Genomic DNA, 15,591 nt, shown 5'->3' on the forward strand with positions numbered 1-15,591 from the left:
CGATCCGAGGTGAGGCATGAAGAAGGACACGTCCAAGAGCAAGTTCAAGCTGCCCAAGCTGTTCTCGAAGAAGAAGAACACCCAGCAGAACACCGGCGCGCCCGTGGTGCAGCACGTCACCACGCCGGTGCGGATCCAGCAGACGATCGTGAGCCCGGCCCAGCCCGTCATCACGCCGCCGGGCGCGGAACCCGACCCGCAGCCCGATCCGCAGCCCGCCACCCAGCCCGCCGCCCGGCCCGTCGTCCGGCCGCTGCCCAAGAGGCCGGTCGTGGAGCGGGAGACGGAAGAGAAGGGCGCCTCCTCGGGCGACGTCCGTCCCATCGGCGGGCAGATCGTCCTGGCGCCCGCCAGAACGCCCATCAAGCGCGCCGACCCGCCGAAACGGCAGGTCAGACGCCCTGATCAGATCATCGACCCGTTCGTCGACAACGAGGTCGACGAGATGCTCGCCAACCTCGACGACCTGATCCAGCGGCCCCCCACCAGGCAGGTGCGGCTGAACGTCAAGGGTCTCGACCTCGTCGTGGACTACAGCTCCGTCGCCCAGGTGCCGAAGGGCGGGGAGGCGGACTACATCGACGCGCAGGTGGAGAAGCTGCTGGGCCGGCCGTATCCGATCGGCCAGTCGTTCATGGGGGTGGTGGGCCGGCAGAACCCGCAGATGGCGCAGTGGCTGATGCGGGCGCTGTGCTTCGTCTCCGACAACCAGGCGAGCCTGCTCCAGCTCGGCGTGCCGCCGGAGGCGCTGGTCAAGCGGCTGGTCAACACGGCCAGGAAGCAGATCAGGATGTCCATGACCGCACCCGAGCACGGGTTCGAGATCCAGATCCTCCAGGTGGGCGGCCTGATGCAGCAGCGCCTGATCATCGATCTCGCCCCGCCGGACCAGCGGACGCGAAACTGGCTGCGCACCCTCTACAACCCCGGCAAGAACCCCGCCAAGCCCATCGGGCCGCTCAATCCCGGGCTGCTTCGCGATCTGATGCGGCCCGCCCTGGTCAAGGTCGTCGTCAGCGAGTACCGGATCTGGCGTACGAACTCCGGCAACTTCACCGAGGCGCACACGATCGAGGACATCGGCATCATCGCGAACTACGTCCAGGGGTTCCTGAAGGCGCGGTTCGGTGAGTACCCGCTGGCCGCCATCGAGAGCCCGTACCACAACGGCTGGACCTACAGCAACGAGCTGGTGAGCACCGAGAGCAAGCCCGGCGACGACAGGGAGCTGCTCGGCTGGCTGGTCAACCGGGGCGACTACGTCGGCTACGGCGACGCCCGGAGCCCCTACTCGCAGGCGAGCTACGACCCCGGCCGGCCGGAGGACCGCAAGGTCCTCCTGGCCATCTACGACGAGTTGCTCTCCGAACCGAAATTCCGGAAATATCTGGCGATCGTCAGCCAGCTCACCGCCTGCCACGCGAAGGCCACCGGCAAGGTCATGGTCCAGCCCTGGTACCACAACACGGACGTGACCTCCCGGGTCAACTTCCGGTGGAAGCGGGCCCGGACGCTGATCCACGAGTTCCTGCACGCCCTCACGCACAAGAACGTCTACGACGTCTCGGTCGGGCACAAGCAGATCCTCCTGGAGGGCTTCACCGAGGTGATCACCGTGGAGGTCTTCACCCAGCTCATCATCGAGGTGCGCGACAACCCGGACGCCCACCTGATCATCCTCGGCGACGAGCCGTACGCCGACCCCGACCCCAGCTACCTCAAGGTCGGTTACGGCGAGGCGGGCACGAAGGCCGAGCAGATCGCCGGAACCGTGTCCATGGACAACATCAAGGCCGCCTACTTCCTGGGCGAGACCAAGCTCATCGGCCTGTAGGGAGCGGAGCCCCCATGTCCCTCACCAAGACCAAGCGCGACACCGCGCTCGCCACGGCCGCCTCGATCACCCCCGGCGCGCCGGGCATGGCCGATCTGCTCGCCCGCAACGGCGTCGAGCCGGTCTTCCGTTCCCTGGAGGCGGAGCTGCGCGGGGAGATCGCCGAGGAGATCCCGTCCCGCTGGATCGACGTCGCCGCCTACGACACGGCCGACCAGCAGTGGCTCGTCCAGGGCCTGGACCTGCTGGTCCGCAACGCCGCCGCGGCCGGGCCCGGCTTCGACGGCGCGCGGGCCTGCTCCCTGCTCGTCGACCGGGTCCGCGAGCGGCGCTTCGACCCCGCGATCTCCGGCGAGCGCTTCACGTACGAGATCCTCACGCTGAGCTCCTGGCTGGAGAGCGCCCTGCCGGCCGGTCTGGCGGTGCCCGCCGCCCCGGCGCGGGGCCGGCTGGACGAGCTCTACCGCGCCGCGGCGGCCGGGCCGTTCGACCCGGAGGCGCTGACCGCGGCCCTGCTGCCCGCGCTGACCGACCGGCTGGGCGAGCAGCTCACCTGGTGGACGTCCGGGCCGGCGGAGCCCGAGGACCCGGCCTGGCTGGAGAGCACCGCCCGCGCCCTCCAGGCGTTCGTCCGCGACGGCACCGGCCTGATCACCGGCGCCTGCGCCGACGGCCCGCTCAACGAGGGGTTCGCCTTTGAACGGGACGTCGTCGGCGCCTCCGCCCGGCCCGACGACGACACCAGCCGACTGGGCTTCCTGCGCCGCCAGGTGCACCTGATGGGCCGCGACCCCGCGTACGGCTCCGCGCTCGACGCCGCCGGCTACGACCACACCCGCGCCGACGCGGCCGACGCGCTCGACGACCTGCTGCGCGCCTGGCTGGCCGGCGACGACGCGCTCCACGAGCTGGTCGGCGGCCTGCTCGCCCGCACCCCGGCACACCGCGGCGGCCCCGGCGGCTGGATCTACGTGCCCGACCTGCCGCCCGGCGAGGGGTGGGGGCCGCGGGCGGCCTGGCGGCCGTACGTCTACCGGCTGATGCTGCACGAGCTGCTGCACCGCCTGGCCCATCCCCGCTACGTGGCGGCGGCGGCCGAGGTGGCCGATCCCCAGATCCTGGACGAGGGCGTCGTCGATCTGCTCACCTGCGAGTTCCTCGAGCTGTCGCGGGCCGATCCCGAGCTGGGGGAGCTGGTGCCCGACGACGTCACGGCCGGGTACGGGACCTCGGGCCGCGCCGCCGCCGCGATCCAGGACCTGGCCGGGCCCGACAACCTCAAGGCGGCCTTCTTCCTCGGCCGCACCGACCTCATCGGGCTCCCCTGACGGACGTTCCCCGTGGACGACGTCCTGGCCCGGAGCGCGAGCTAGCCTTGGTGCGCCGGGCCGCGTACCGGCCTGCGGCGGCCCATGCCGAGGACGAACCTGGCCGGCCCCCAGCGCCGTACGATCTCGTAGGTGGCCAGGCTGAGCGCGAAGGCCGCGGTCATGATCAGCACGTACGGCACGGGCCCGGCGGCGGTGACGTGCAGGACGTACCAGCCCGCGGCGACCAGGAACGTCTGGTGCAGGACGTACACGGGGAAGGCCGCCTCGTTGCAGTACGCCACCGCCTTCGCCCCGCCGCCGAGGTGCCGCCTGCCGTAGCCGAGCAGGGCCAGCAACGCCGTCCAGCAGGCGAGGTCGCGCACCGCCGTCGCGGGCAGGCCGTCCTGGCCGCCGAGCAGGAGCACGCCCGCGCCTCCCGACACGGCCAGCGCCAGGAACAGCGCCCGCCACCGCTCGATCATGTCCATGACGGCGTCGTCGGTGACGATGAGGAAGCCCAGCGCGAAGTAGGCGGCGAAGACGAAGATGTTCTTCCCGCCCACCTCCGGCAGGGCGGACAGCGCGGTCAGCGCCACGACCGGCAGCAGCGCGGGCAGCGGTCGCCGCAGCCAGCCCGGCGTGTACCCGCGCCTGATCAGCGCCAGCATCGGCCGGACGAGCGCCGCCGAGATGAGGAACAGGAACAGCACGAACCACAGGTGTGCGGGGGAGAGGCCGCCCTCGTACTCCGACCAGTCGGAGAAGTCGGTGAAGTACGTCCACAGGAAGCCGGCGTAGGAGCCCTCGTACCCGCGGTGGAAGCGCATGGCGTAGTACGCCTGCGGCGGAACGACGACCAGCACGCCGAACAGCAGCGGCACCAGCAGCCGGGACGCCCGCTCGCGGACGTACCGGCCCGCCGACCTGCGCTTGAGGGCGTAGAAGCTGGCCGAGCCGGCCAGCAGGAACAGCAGCGGCATGAACCAGTAGGACAACTGCACCAGCACGGTGGAGAAGGTGTTCACCTCCCCCTTCACGTAGAACGCGGCGCCCCCGTCGAACACCCGCGCCGTGTGGTACGGGAACAGGAACAGGATGCCCAGGTTCCGCAGCCAGTCGATGTGGTTCCGGCGTCCGCCGCCCTGCGCGGGCGTCGCCGTCGTCGTCGCGGTCGTCAAAGGTGCCTCCGATGCGGAAAGGTGATCAAGATACTCCGTACGATACCGAAAGTATTGAGTACTTTCGGTATGCTATGGGCGTGAACGATGATCGGCAGCAGAGCCACAACCGGCGCGTGCCACGCGAGGAGGTGCGCCGCCGGCTGCTGGCCGAGGCGGCGCGGGTGTTCGCCGAACGCGGCTACGCCGACGCCCGGATCGAGGACATCGCGGCCGGCGCCGGCTTCACCAAGGGAGCCGTCTACTCGAACTTCGGCGGCAAGCAGGAGCTGTTCGGCGCGATCCTCGGCGACGGCGCCGAGACGGAACTGGCCGCCGTGCGCGGCGAGATCCGCGACACCGACGACCTGCCCACGCTGATCGGCCGGGTGGTCTCGCTGGTCACCCGGCGCATCGTGGAAGACGGCGGGCGCGGGCACCTCGGCCTGGAGTTCGCCGCCCGCGCCGCCCGCGACGAGCCCACCCGGCAGATCCTCGCCCCCATGCGCCGCGCCCAGCGTGCAGGGTCGGCCCGGTCGATCGCCGAGGTCGCCGAGCGCACCGGCGCCCGTCCCGCCGTCGATCTCGACCAGGCCGCGCTCATCCTGCACTGCCTGACCAACGGCCTGGTCAACGAGCACATCGCCGATCCCGAGTCGGTCGACGCCGAGGCTGTGGGACGCGCGCTGACCACCGTACTGACCTGCCTGCTGCCGCTCCCCGGCGAACAAGACTCCTGAGGTCGTCCTCCTCCTACGGCCCCGCGCGCGCTCACCCCCGCAGGCCGGCTTCCGCGCTCTCCATGGCGGCGCCGGGTTCCGTGCTCGCCACGGCCGGGCCGGTTTCGGCGATCTTCGCCAGCGTCGCGCGGGTCGCGGTGGTGTCCGGTCTGTCGGCCGGGGCCCGTGCCAGCAGCGCCAGCAGGACCGGCGACAGCGCGCCGCCCGCCAGCACCGGTGGGCGCGGCGGCAGGGTCAGCACCGCCGCGAGCACCGCCGGCGGCGTGTCACCCGGGTACGGCGGCACGCCCTCGACCGCGTAGTAGAGCGTGGCGCCCAGCGACCACAGGTCCGACGCGGGCCCGCCCCGCTCGCCGCGCAGCAGCTCCGGCGCGATGTAGCCGGGCGACCCGGCCACCATCCCCTCGGCGGCGGGCGCCTGACCCTCGACCGTGGCGACGCCGAAATCGGTCAGCACGGTGTGGCCGTCCCGGCGCAGGAACACGTTCGCGGGCTTCACGTCGCGGTGCAGCACCCCGGACGCGTGCACGAAGGCCAGCGCGGACAGCACCTCGCCGCCGATCGCCGCCACCCGCCGGGCCGTCAGCGCCCCCTCCGCGCCGACGGCCTCCCGCAGCGAACGCCCGTGCAGGATCTCCATGACGATCCACGGCCGGCCGCCGTGCGCGACCACGTCGAGCAGGCGGACGACGCCCGGATGCCGCACCCGGTCGGCGATCCGCGCCTCGCCGAGCACCCGCTCGTAGGCCGCGGCCCGGTCGGCGGCGTGCGCCGCCGGGGGCAGCAGCACCTCCTTGACCGCCACGTCACGTCCGAGCAACTCATCGCGGGCCAGCCAGACCCTGCCCATGCCGCCCGCGCCGACCGGCCCGCGCAGCCGGTAGCGGCCCGCGAGCAGGTGTCGCGCAGGTGCGTCCGTCATCCGTTCACCGGTGTCCTCCCCTGCGTCGCGGCCCGGTGTGATTGTGAAGAGCCCGGAATATCGGGACAAGCGCCTTTGCGCTGAGGTGCAAACGCCGCCCCCGCGCGGGCCCGGCCGGGCTCATTCGCGCGTCCCGGCCTCGCGGAATGGCTCCCGGCCGGTCGGGGGCGCGCATTCCGCCGCGCGGGAAAAGGCCGGGCGTCGGCGGAGATATTCGGTCACGCCGTTTTCGTTGACGCCGCTGGTCGCGATTGTGGTGCGCACTGAATACCGTGACAAGGGCCTTTGCGCGCGGTCGCGACCATGCGCCCGGACGGGCGAAGCAGTATGGTCGGGTGACCAGAGCCCGTGCCGGAGAGCCGCCGTTGCGGGCATTCCGTCCGAGCCGCCCGTGGGATGACGATGGGATTGTTACGCATTCACTTCACGGCCGACGATCTGGCGAGAACGACCATTGCCGCGACCGCGGACCCGCTTTGGGAGCTGCTGCTCAGCCGATTTCGGTTGCACGACCGCGACAAATCCCTGACGCTGCGTCCGTGGATTCACCGGCTGCACGAGAATCGGGCCCTGCTGGCCCGGGCCGAGCCGGGCATCCGGTGGTTGTCGGCATTGGCCCCGGCGGCCCCGTACTTTCCTGATTTCCTCACCCCGGCGGCGGCCCGCGACGGGCTCGGACCCGGCCTGGCGGCGCTGCGGTCCACCCCCCGGGCCCGGCTGGCGCACGAACTGCGCCGGTTCGCCCGCCACGCGCCGGTCCCCGACTGGGCCGTCCCGCTCGCCCGGGGCGACGACGCCACGATCGCGCAGGTCACCGCGGCGCTGAACGCCTACCACGAGGTGGCCATCGCGCCGCACCAGCAGCTCATCCAGGCGGCACTCGACGCCGAGCGGGCCAAGCGCGTCCGTCACCTGCTCGACGGGGGTGTGGAAGAGCTGCTGGCCAGCATGCGGCCCCTTATGCGCTGGCGCTCCCCGGTGCTGGAGGTCGACTACAGCGTGGACCGCGACCTGCACCTCGACGGCAGGGGGCTGCGGCTGGTGCCGTCCTTCTTCTGCCGTCGTGTCCCGGTCGCGCCGGCCGATCCGGAACTGCCGCCGACGCTGATCTACCCGCTGGCTCCGGAGTTCCGCTGGAAGCCGGCCGAGCACGCGCCCGCGCCGCTGAAGGCCCTGATCGGCGGCACCCGCGCCGCCGTCCTGCACGCCATCGACGTCGGGGCCACCACCACCGAGCTGGCCCGCCGCACGGGCATCTCGCCGGCCGCCGCCAGCCGGCACACCACCGTGCTGCGCGAGGCGGGGCTGATCAGCAGCCAGCGGCACGGCCCGGCCGTCCTCCACGTCCTGACCGCCCTGGGGCGGGACGTCCTCCAGCACGGGTGACCTACCCCTGAACGACTACTCTTATATGAGTACTCGCTCTTGATCGGTCGGCGCTACTCGTGTTTGAGTACCTCCATGAGCAACAGCACCCGCCTGTTCATCCTGGGCTCGCTCGCCCGCGGCGGCCCCATGCACGGACACCAGATCCGGCAGTACGCGCAGACCGACCGGACCGACCTGTGGAGCGACATCAAGGTCGGATCCCTCTACGGCGCCCTGCACCGGATGGAGAACGAGGGCGTGATCGAAACGGTCCGCACCGAGCAGGAGGGCCGGCTCCCGGCCAGAACGATCTACGCGATCACCGACGACGGACTGCTCGAACTGGCCGCGCTCCGCGACGCCGTCCTGCGCGAGACCCGCCTGCGCCCCGACCCCGTCAACCTGGCGCTGCAACTCAGCGTCGGGATGAGCGAGCACGAACTGCGCGCCGCCCTGGAGGAGCGCTACCAGGCATGGACGGCGCAGTTGCGGTCGTGGCAGCGCCTGCGCGAACTCGCCGCCCCGCACCTGAAGGGCTTCGAGCCGTACGGCTTCGACCACACCATCGCCCGCGTCCAGGCCGAGGTCACCTGGCACGAACAACTGCTGAAGGACCTGCCCGCCATCCTGGCCGACCTGAACGCGGACGGCGACGCCGACTCCCCGGAAGGAGCCTGACATGACCTCCCGTCCCCTCGACGTCATCGTGATCGGCGGCGGCATCGGCGGCCTGTGCCTGGCCCACGGGCTGCGGCCGTCCGGCGCGAACGTGCGCGTCTTCGAACGCGGTCGCGGCGCCGACGACTGGGTGCAGGGCTACCGCATCCACGTCAACCAGATGGGCGCGAGGTCGTTGCACCAGTGCCTGCCCCGTCCGCTGTGGGAGACCTTCGCCGCGACCTCCGGCCACCCCGGGCCGGGCTTCGGCTTCCACACCCACCGCCGCGAGCGGCTGGTGTTCGTGGAGGAGGGCGTGATGACCGGCGACGCCGGCAGCGCCGCCGACGCCCAGTACGCCACCAGCCGATCCGTCTTACACGCCCTGCTCACGGCCGGCCTGGACGGAGTGATCCAGTACGGCAAGACGTACGAGCGCTACGAGCGCGGCTCCGACGGGCGGGTGACCGCGTTCTTCGCCGACGGCACCCGGGCCACCGGGGACGTCCTCGTCGGGGCCGACGGCGCCCGCTCGCGTGTGCGCCGCCAGTACCTGCCGCAGGCGCGTACCGTCCAGACCGACGCGCTGGCCGTCGGCGGGCGGCTGCCCCTCGACGAGCACACCCGCGCCTGGCTGCCGCCGGACTTCGCCGACGGGCTCAACCTCGTCCTGCCGCCCCGCGACAGCGTGCTGTTCACCGCCACCTTCAACGGCGAACGGCGCATGGAACGTGCCACCGGCCCGAGCGGGTTCGGGGTGGACCTGGCGGCCCTCGCCTCCGGGGTGCGGGACTACCTGCTGCTCGCGTTCATCGCGCACCGCCGCGCCTACCCGCCCGGCGTGTCCGACCTCGACGGCGAGGGGCTCCAGCGCCTGCTGGGCACGATGACCCGGGACTGGGACCCCGTGCTGCGCCGCGTGCTCGCCGACGCCGACCCGGCCACCCTGCGCCTCATGCCGTTCAGGACCTCGGTCCCGGTACGCGCCTGGCCCAGCAGTACGATCACCCTGCTCGGCGACGCCATCCACAGCATGACCCCCGCCCTGGGCTTCGGCGCCAACGTCGCCCTGCGCGACGCGGCCCTGCTGTCGAGCAGGCTCTCGGCGGCCTGCCGCGGCGAGGTCGCTCTCGTCACGGCCGTCGCCGGTTACGAGCGGCAGATGCGCGAGCACGGCTTCCACGCCGTACGGGCCGCGCGCCGGCTGACCGGCTTCATGATCTCCGGCAGCCCTCTCGTCAGGGGCGCGGCGAAGAACTGGTTCCGCCTGTGCCGGAACGCGCCGGCGCTGAGGCGCCTGACCTTCGGCGGCAACTGGACCGACACCACCCCCCAGGAACCCGAACGCCACGCGGTGTCATGACCCCGCGGCGCCGGGGCGCCCGGCTCAACCCCTGACGAAACGCCTGCGGGAGCTGGTCCACCGCCGCCTTGACGTCCCCCGGTTGAAGTCGGCTGCGTGGTCCTGGTGGGAGGGGAAACCTGGTCAAACCCGCGAAACTCCCGCGAGTGTTCCCTTAAGATCGTTTGAACGCCATCAGAGGGAGAACTGCGAATGATGGGACAGGAGCGGGCACCCGCGGGAGTCGATCCGAACGTGCCGAGCGTGGCCCGGATGTACGACTTCCTGCTCGGCGGCAAGGACCACTTCCGGTCGGACCGCGAGGCCGCCGCCCGCATCATTCAGCTCTCGCCGAACGCGAGGGAGATCGCGCAGGCCAACCGGGCGTTTCTGGGCCGCGCGGTACGCGTGGCCGCCGAGGACGGCATCGACCAGTTCCTCGACCTCGGCACCGGCCTGCCGACCCAGGAGAACGTGCACCAGGTGGCGGCACGCGTCTCGCCCGGCGCCCGGGTGGTCTACGTCGACCACGATCCGATCGTGCTGGTGCACGCCCGCGCCCTGCTCGCCGAGACCTCCGACACCGTCGTGGTGGCGGGCGACATGCGCGACCCCAAGGCGATCCTCGGGCACCCCGACGTCACCGGCCACCTCGACTTCGACCGGCCGCTGGCCGTGCTGATGGTCGCGGTGCTGCACTTCATCCCGGACGACGACCAGGCCCAGGTCATCGTGCGCACCATCCGCGAGTCCCTGCCCTCGGGCAGCCACCTGATCATCTCGCACGTGACGGTGGGCGAACTCGACAGCGCCGTGGTGGGGGAGGGTCGCGACGTCTACCGCAGGACCAGCGCGGGCAACGTCACCCCGCGCACCCGCGAGCAGATCACCGGCTTCTTCGAGGGGCTGGAGATGCTGGAGCCGGGCCTGGTGTCGTCCAACGCGTGGCGTCCCGACGCCGCCCCGCTCGACCCGGCGCTGTCCGGGCCCAGCGGGGCGGAGATCCTCTGCGGCGTCGCCCGCGTCCCCTGACGGCGCCGGTCAGGGGACGCCGCACCAGGTTCGCAGCGCCTGCCGGGTCTCGTGGTGCGGCCCGGCCCAGGCCACGTACCCGTCGGGACGGATCAGCGCCGCCTCAGGACGCAGGCCGGGCGCGCCCACCTGCCGGACGCGGTCCGGCCACGGCCGCGTGACCTGATCGTCGGCGTCGGCACCGGCCAGGACGAACCGGCCGTCGCGCAGGACCTCGTACAACCGTCCCCGCGTGGTGGGCCCGTCGGGCGCGCGCCGTCCGGCGAGCGGGTGGGCCCCGGTCCCGGGCGGCGGGTAGGAGATCTCCAGCCCGGACAGCAGCCCGAGGACGCGGCGGCGGCCGGGGCCGGTGCGCAGGGCCGCGGCCATGGCCCGCCGCCCGAGCTCCAGCCGCACCCGGGAACCGGAGAGCACCATCCGGGTGAGCCGGTCGGTGATCGCGAGCACCGCCGCCCCGACCGGGTGGCGTTCGCCGTGGTAGGTGTCGAGCAGCCAGGACGGCGCCCACCCGTGCACGGCGGCGGCCAGCTTCCAGCCGAGGTTGATCGCGTCCTGCAGGCCGGTGTTCATGCCCTGGCCGGCCATGGGCGAGTTGACGTGCGCGGCGTCGCCGATCAGGAACACGCGTCCGGAGCGGTACTGCCGCGCCTGGCGGCGTTCGGTGACGAAGCGGGAGATCCACCGCGGTTCGCTCATCCCGTAGTCGGTGCCCGCGATGCGGTGGAAGGCATCGCGGATCTCCGCGAACCGGGGCGGCTTGTCCTGGCCGGGGCCGTCCAGCAGCCACGCGCCGACCCGGAACCAGCCGTCTCCGAACGGCACGGCGATCACCGCCCCGTCCGGGCCGGTGACGTTGATGGGCGGGCCGTCCTGCCCCGTCTCGGGGATGCGCACGTCGGCCAGCACCATGGGCAGGGTGTAGGTGTCGCCGTCGAACCCGGTGCCGACGAGGTCGCGTACGGTGCTGTGCGCGCCGTCCGCGCCGATCACGTACCGTGCGCGTGACCGGGAGCCGTCCTGGAGGCGCACGGTGACGGCTTCGGCGTCCTGGCTGAGGCCCGTCACGCGGGAGCCGCGCACGATCCGCGCGCCCAGCTCCGTCGCCCGGGCTTCCAGCAGGTGCTCGGTGCCGCTCTGCGGCACGATGAGCATCATCGGGTAGCGGCTGTCGAGCCGGGTGAAGTCCACGTTCGAGGCGTAGGCGGGTGACACCCGGCGGATGGCGTGGCCGCGTCGCACCAGGTCGTCGGCCAGCCCGCGGGCGTCGAGCAGTTCCAGGGCCCTGGCGTGCACGGCGAAGGCCCGGGTGATGCCGGGTTCCTCGGCCCGTTGTTCCAGGATCCGGCACGAGACGCCCGCCAGGGCGAGTTCGCAGGCGGCCATCAGGCCACTCGGTCCCGCGCCCACGATGAGCACGTCGTCCATCATTCACCTCCGCACAGAGCCGGGAAGGGGGCCGGCCGGGTCATGCCGGGGCCAGGAAGCGGTCGCGGTGGTGTGCGACCCACTGGGCGTAGGTGTGCGGAGGCTCGCCGATGAGCGTCCGTACGGTGTCCAGCACCCGGTGTGGCCGGTCCCGCGCCGACCGCAGGATGCTCAGTAGTTGCTCCACCGCCGGTTCGGGAACCCATTCCCGCAACTCGCGGGCGGCTTGGCCGGCGGACGTCTCGTCGAAGCGGGCCGACCGGCCGGTCACCTCGCCGATGATGCGGACCCGTTCGACCTGGCTCAGCGCCTGCGGGCCGGTCAGCTCGAACGTGCAGCCGGTCAGGCGGTTCGTCAGGAGGTGGGCGGCGACGGCGGCCACGTCCCGCTCGTCCACGGGGGCGAGCGCGGCGTCGCCGTACGCCCCGGTGACCGCTCCGGTGGCGGCCAGCCGCGGCGCCCAGTTGAGGTCGTTGGCCATGAGATAGGTCGGCCGCACGAAGGCCCAGCCGAGGCCGGACTCGCGCACCGCCGTCTCCAGCCGGGCCTGCTCGCGGCCGAGCCAGCCCGGCTCGGGGAACGTCACGACGGCGGAGGAGAGCAGCACCACCTGCTCCACCTTCGCGGCGACGCACGCCGACAGCACCTGGTCGAAGACCCCGAAGACGGGGAAGAGGAAGACCCGGCGCACGTCGCGCAGCGCCGCGGCGAGCACCCGGGGCTCGCACATGTCGCCGGTGACCACCTCCACGCCGTCGGGCAGCCCGGCCTCCCGCGCGGTGTCGAGGGTCAGGGCCCGGACGGGGCGGCCGTGGTTGAGGAGCCGGGTCACGACGTTCCTGCCGATGTTGCCGGTCGCGCCGGTGACGAGGATCATGCGGTGCTCTTCTCTGTGGGGAGTTGCCGTAGATGCCGCGCCGTCGCTTCGGCCTGACCGCCCGGCGTCGCGGACGTCTGTGCTCTCACTGGTCGAACCAGTGGGTGAAGCTGTCCTCGGCCCGCCAGACCCCGTCCGGCCCGAGCGCCACGGTGAACTCGCCGCGCCCGCGCAGCCCGGTCAGCCCGCCCGTGCCGGAGCCCGGGACCACCGTCCAGTAGCCCTGACCCGTCCCCGGCCGGTCCGCGTGGCCGTAGGAGGTCAGCACGAAGCTGCCGGAGCGGCCGTCGACGGTGGCGACGACCCGTTCGACCCCGGCGACGATCTGCGAGCCGTCCGGCTGCACCACCCGTACGTGGTCGGCGTGCCCGGTGCCCTCGATGCCGCCGGAGAAGCGTTCCGTCATGAGCGTCGCGAAGACCGCGGGGCCGCCTTCGACCTGCGGGCCGATGTCCTGCCTGGCCATGGTGAGCACCTCGACGGAGCTGGTGTGCGTCACCGCGCCGGCCGGTGGCCGCGCCTCGGCGCAGCCGTCGGGGGCCTCGGTGAGGCCGCCCCAGGTGAATGGCATGTGATCCTTCCCTTCCGCCGGGGTCGTCCCCGGCCAGTGTCAAACCAAACTGTTCAGTTTGATTGACGGGCCTGCGAAAGGCGTCCATGATCGACGCCCGATGAACTCAGGTGACCGCGCGCAGGAACAGGTCCACGATCCGCTCGACGCGCTCGCGGTCGGGGGCGGTCACCGGCCCGTCCACGGCCACGATCCCGTCCGGCAGGATGTAGGTGAGCAGGCCGCCCGTGAGCAGCCGGGTGGCCGCCTCCACGTCGTCCACGACGACGACCCCGGCCTCGCGGGCCCGCTCCAGCAGCCCGATCACCAAGAGCCGGATCCCGCCGGTGATCGTCTGGGCCCACAGCCGGCCGATCTCCGGCACCCGCGGCGAGTCGGCGATGATGACGCGCGACAACGCGAGATAGTCGCTGCCGGAGATGGCCGTCAGCACCTCGGAGGCCAGTTCGACCAGCGTGGCCCGCAGTTCGGGCAGCGAGCCCACCGGCCGCTCGCCCTCCAGCACCGCGTGATCGCGGTTCAACCTCGCCAGCAGCGAGGTGAGGACGTCGACCATGAGCTGCTCTTTGCTGCGGTAGTAGACGTACAGCGTCTGCTTGGACACGCCCGCGGCCTTGGCGATGGCGTCCGTGGTCGCGCCGGCGAACCCCTCCGCCAGGAAGACGCGGGTCGCCCCGTGCCGGATCTGGGCCCGCTTGGCCTCGCTGCGTGCCGACTCCTGGGCCGTCTTCGCCGCCGTCATGAGCCAAACCGTACTGTTCAGTTTGAATGGGCGTCAAGACGCCGCGCGTGAGATGCGGAACCCCTTGCGTGGCAGGGGATCTCACAGCAAGTCATCACTCATCGATGCATGTCCGCATGACTACTCTCAGTGATGGGCATAACGCACTCCGTAGCAGCAAGGAGTGACCTAGCTGGACATATGCCTATTTGGCGGGGAGCGGAGGCATCGGCGATGCGAAGCGGCACCATACTCATCAGCACCTTCACGATGGCGCTGCTTCTGGCGGCCGGGTGCACGTCGGGCGGCTCCAGCCCGCTGCCCGAGAAGCAGCAGCCGGCGGGACGGGCGGCCAAGCTGTCGATCGCGCCCGCCGACGGCGCGAAGAAGGTCGCCCCGGACACCGGGATCAGCGTCAGGGTCACCGACGGCAAGGTCGCCGCCGTGACCGTCGCCGACGCCAAGGGACACCGGGTCGGCGGGGGCGTGGCCGCGGACGGGACATGGCGTCCGACCTGGCCGCTGAAGCCGGCGACGGCGTACACGGCCATCGTCCAGGCCGTCGGCACGGACGGCAGGCCGGTCACGAAGCGGGTCGCGTTCACGACGCTGAAGCCGAAGCGGGTGCTGGAGAGCGGGATGTCGCCGCTGAACGGCGAGAAGGTCGGCGTCGGCATGCCGATCCAGCTCCTGCTGTCGCACCCGGTGGCCGGGCAGGAGGCGCGGGCCGCGGTCGAGCGTTCGCTGACGGTTCAGATGTCCCAGCCGGTCGAGGGCTCCTGGAACTGGGTGAGCGACCGGGAGGTGCAGTACCGGCCGCGCGTGTACTGGCCGTCGGGGGAGAAGGTGACGGTGGTCGCCCACCTGGCCGGCCTGCGGGTCGGGCCGAACCTCTGGGGCGGCAGGGACCGCAGCGTGAGCTTCACCATCGGTCCCGAGCACATCACCAAGATCCGCAACAAGACGCACCGCGCGGTCGTCCGCAAGAACGGCGACGTCGTCAGGACGATCCCGGTCAGCCTGGGCAAGCGGGGCGACGAGAGCTTCTCCGGCACCATGATCGCGCAGGAGAAGGCCCCCGACTTCCTCATGGACTCGGCCACCATCGGCAGGCCGGGCGAGTACTACGCGCACACCAAGTGGAACGTCAGGATGACCTACAGCGGCATGTTCTTCCACGCCGCGCCCTGGTCGACCGGCGCGCAGGGCAACCGCAACGTCAGCCACGGCTGCGTGAACGTCAGCATGGACAACGCCCGCTGGTTCTACAACTTCACCCAGCGGGGGGACATCATCAAGGTTCAGGGGACCTCGCGCGACCTCGAGTTCGGCAACGGGCCGACGCCGTGGACCAAGACGTGGGAGGAGTGGCGGGCGGGCAGCGCCCTGGCCAAGCCGTCGCCGGTGTGACCGGGTGCTGAGCCGGGCGGGCTCGGGTACGTGCGGGCCGCCGCAAGAACCAGGGCATGAGACGCAGCGGCCCGGACTCCGGCCCGGGCCGCCGTATGTCACCGGCGCGATCCGGCGACGGGCCGTGGGTCAGAAGTACGGGGTCCAGCCGGAGCCGACTTCGGTGGCGGGGCCGAATTTGTTGCCGCCTTTGCCGTTCCAGAGGTAGAGGGTGCCTCCGGTCAT

14 protein-coding genes are annotated in these 15,591 nt (G+C 72.0%); 8 read left to right on the plus strand and 6 right to left on the minus strand.

Annotated features, from left to right (window positions below):
* Positions 1-16: 16 nt before the first annotated feature.
* Together FAF44_RS16185 and FAF44_RS16190 are read left to right on the plus strand one after the other, a co-directional pair.
* On the plus strand, positions 17-1,834 hold the full coding sequence (locus FAF44_RS16185; protein WP_237103984.1) for a hypothetical protein: 1,818 nt from the start codon (positions 17-19) through the stop codon (positions 1,832-1,834).
* A 14-nt stretch (positions 1,835-1,848) separates the two neighbouring features.
* Positions 1,849-3,162 carry a hypothetical protein gene (locus FAF44_RS16190; protein WP_237103985.1) on the plus strand — a complete coding sequence of 438 codons (1,314 nt, stop codon included), beginning with the start codon at positions 1,849-1,851 and terminating at the stop codon, positions 3,160-3,162.
* A 41-nt stretch (positions 3,163-3,203) separates the two neighbouring features.
* Here FAF44_RS16190 and FAF44_RS16195 read toward each other — a convergent pair whose 3' ends face one another.
* Positions 3,204-4,322, minus strand: a complete 1,119-nt coding sequence (locus FAF44_RS16195) for an acyltransferase (RefSeq protein ID WP_237103986.1) — start codon at positions 4,320-4,322, stop codon at positions 3,204-3,206.
* An 80-nt stretch (positions 4,323-4,402) separates the two neighbouring features.
* Between FAF44_RS16195 and FAF44_RS16200 the strand changes: the two genes are divergently transcribed.
* A complete protein-coding gene (locus tag FAF44_RS16200) occupies positions 4,403-5,041 on the plus strand; it encodes a TetR/AcrR family transcriptional regulator (RefSeq protein WP_237103987.1) in 639 nt (212 codons plus the stop codon).
* A 31-nt stretch (positions 5,042-5,072) separates the two neighbouring features.
* On the opposite strand, the gene FAF44_RS16205 is transcribed toward FAF44_RS16200, so the two are convergent.
* On the minus strand, positions 5,073-5,963 hold the full coding sequence (locus tag FAF44_RS16205) for a serine/threonine-protein kinase (protein ID WP_237103988.1): 891 nt from the start codon (positions 5,961-5,963) through the stop codon (positions 5,073-5,075).
* A 402-nt stretch (positions 5,964-6,365) separates the two neighbouring features.
* Between FAF44_RS16205 and FAF44_RS16210 the strand changes: the two genes are divergently transcribed.
* The 4 genes from FAF44_RS16210 to FAF44_RS16225 all read left to right on the plus strand — a co-directional run bounded on the left by FAF44_RS16210 (position 6,366) and on the right by FAF44_RS16225 (position 10,362).
* On the plus strand, positions 6,366-7,349 hold the full coding sequence (locus tag FAF44_RS16210) for a helix-turn-helix transcriptional regulator (protein ID WP_237103989.1): 984 nt from the start codon (positions 6,366-6,368) through the stop codon (positions 7,347-7,349).
* A 75-nt stretch (positions 7,350-7,424) separates the two neighbouring features.
* Positions 7,425-8,009 (plus strand): PadR family transcriptional regulator, encoded by a 585-nt coding sequence (locus FAF44_RS16215; protein ID WP_237103990.1) that lies wholly within the window; start codon positions 7,425-7,427, stop codon positions 8,007-8,009.
* 1 nt (position 8,010) lies between these two features.
* On the plus strand, positions 8,011-9,351 hold the full coding sequence (locus tag FAF44_RS16220; protein ID WP_237103991.1) for an NAD(P)/FAD-dependent oxidoreductase: 1,341 nt from the start codon (positions 8,011-8,013) through the stop codon (positions 9,349-9,351).
* A 192-nt stretch (positions 9,352-9,543) separates the two neighbouring features.
* The gene (locus FAF44_RS16225) at positions 9,544-10,362 is read left to right on the plus strand and encodes an SAM-dependent methyltransferase (protein WP_237103992.1); all 819 of its coding nucleotides are present in this window, start codon (positions 9,544-9,546) and stop codon (positions 10,360-10,362) included.
* 9 nt (positions 10,363-10,371) lie between these two features.
* On the opposite strand, the gene FAF44_RS16230 is transcribed toward FAF44_RS16225, so the two are convergent.
* The 4 genes from FAF44_RS16230 to FAF44_RS16245 all read right to left on the minus strand — a co-directional run bounded on the left by FAF44_RS16230 (position 10,372) and on the right by FAF44_RS16245 (position 13,977).
* Positions 10,372-11,790 (minus strand): FAD-dependent oxidoreductase, encoded by a 1,419-nt coding sequence (locus tag FAF44_RS16230; protein WP_237103993.1) that lies wholly within the window; start codon positions 11,788-11,790, stop codon positions 10,372-10,374.
* A gap of 37 nt (positions 11,791-11,827) precedes the next feature.
* Complete coding sequence (locus tag FAF44_RS16235; RefSeq protein WP_237103994.1) at positions 11,828-12,664, minus strand: NAD(P)H-binding protein; 837 nt, start codon at positions 12,662-12,664, stop codon at positions 11,828-11,830.
* An 85-nt stretch (positions 12,665-12,749) separates the two neighbouring features.
* The gene (locus FAF44_RS16240) at positions 12,750-13,235 is read right to left on the minus strand and encodes a DUF3224 domain-containing protein (RefSeq protein WP_237103995.1); all 486 of its coding nucleotides are present in this window, start codon (positions 13,233-13,235) and stop codon (positions 12,750-12,752) included.
* A 106-nt stretch (positions 13,236-13,341) separates the two neighbouring features.
* Positions 13,342-13,977, minus strand: a complete 636-nt coding sequence (locus FAF44_RS16245; RefSeq protein ID WP_237103996.1) for a TetR/AcrR family transcriptional regulator — start codon at positions 13,975-13,977, stop codon at positions 13,342-13,344.
* Between the two features lie 213 nt (positions 13,978-14,190).
* On the opposite strand from FAF44_RS16245, the gene FAF44_RS16250 reads away from it, so the two are divergent.
* The gene (locus tag FAF44_RS16250) at positions 14,191-15,366 is read left to right on the plus strand and encodes an Ig-like domain-containing protein (RefSeq protein ID WP_237103997.1); all 1,176 of its coding nucleotides are present in this window, start codon (positions 14,191-14,193) and stop codon (positions 15,364-15,366) included.
* Positions 15,367-15,591 lie beyond the last annotated feature (225 nt).

The sequence above is a fragment of the Nonomuraea sp. MG754425 genome, from assembly GCF_021699195.1.
Classification (GTDB): domain Bacteria; phylum Actinomycetota; class Actinomycetes; order Streptosporangiales; family Streptosporangiaceae; genus Nonomuraea.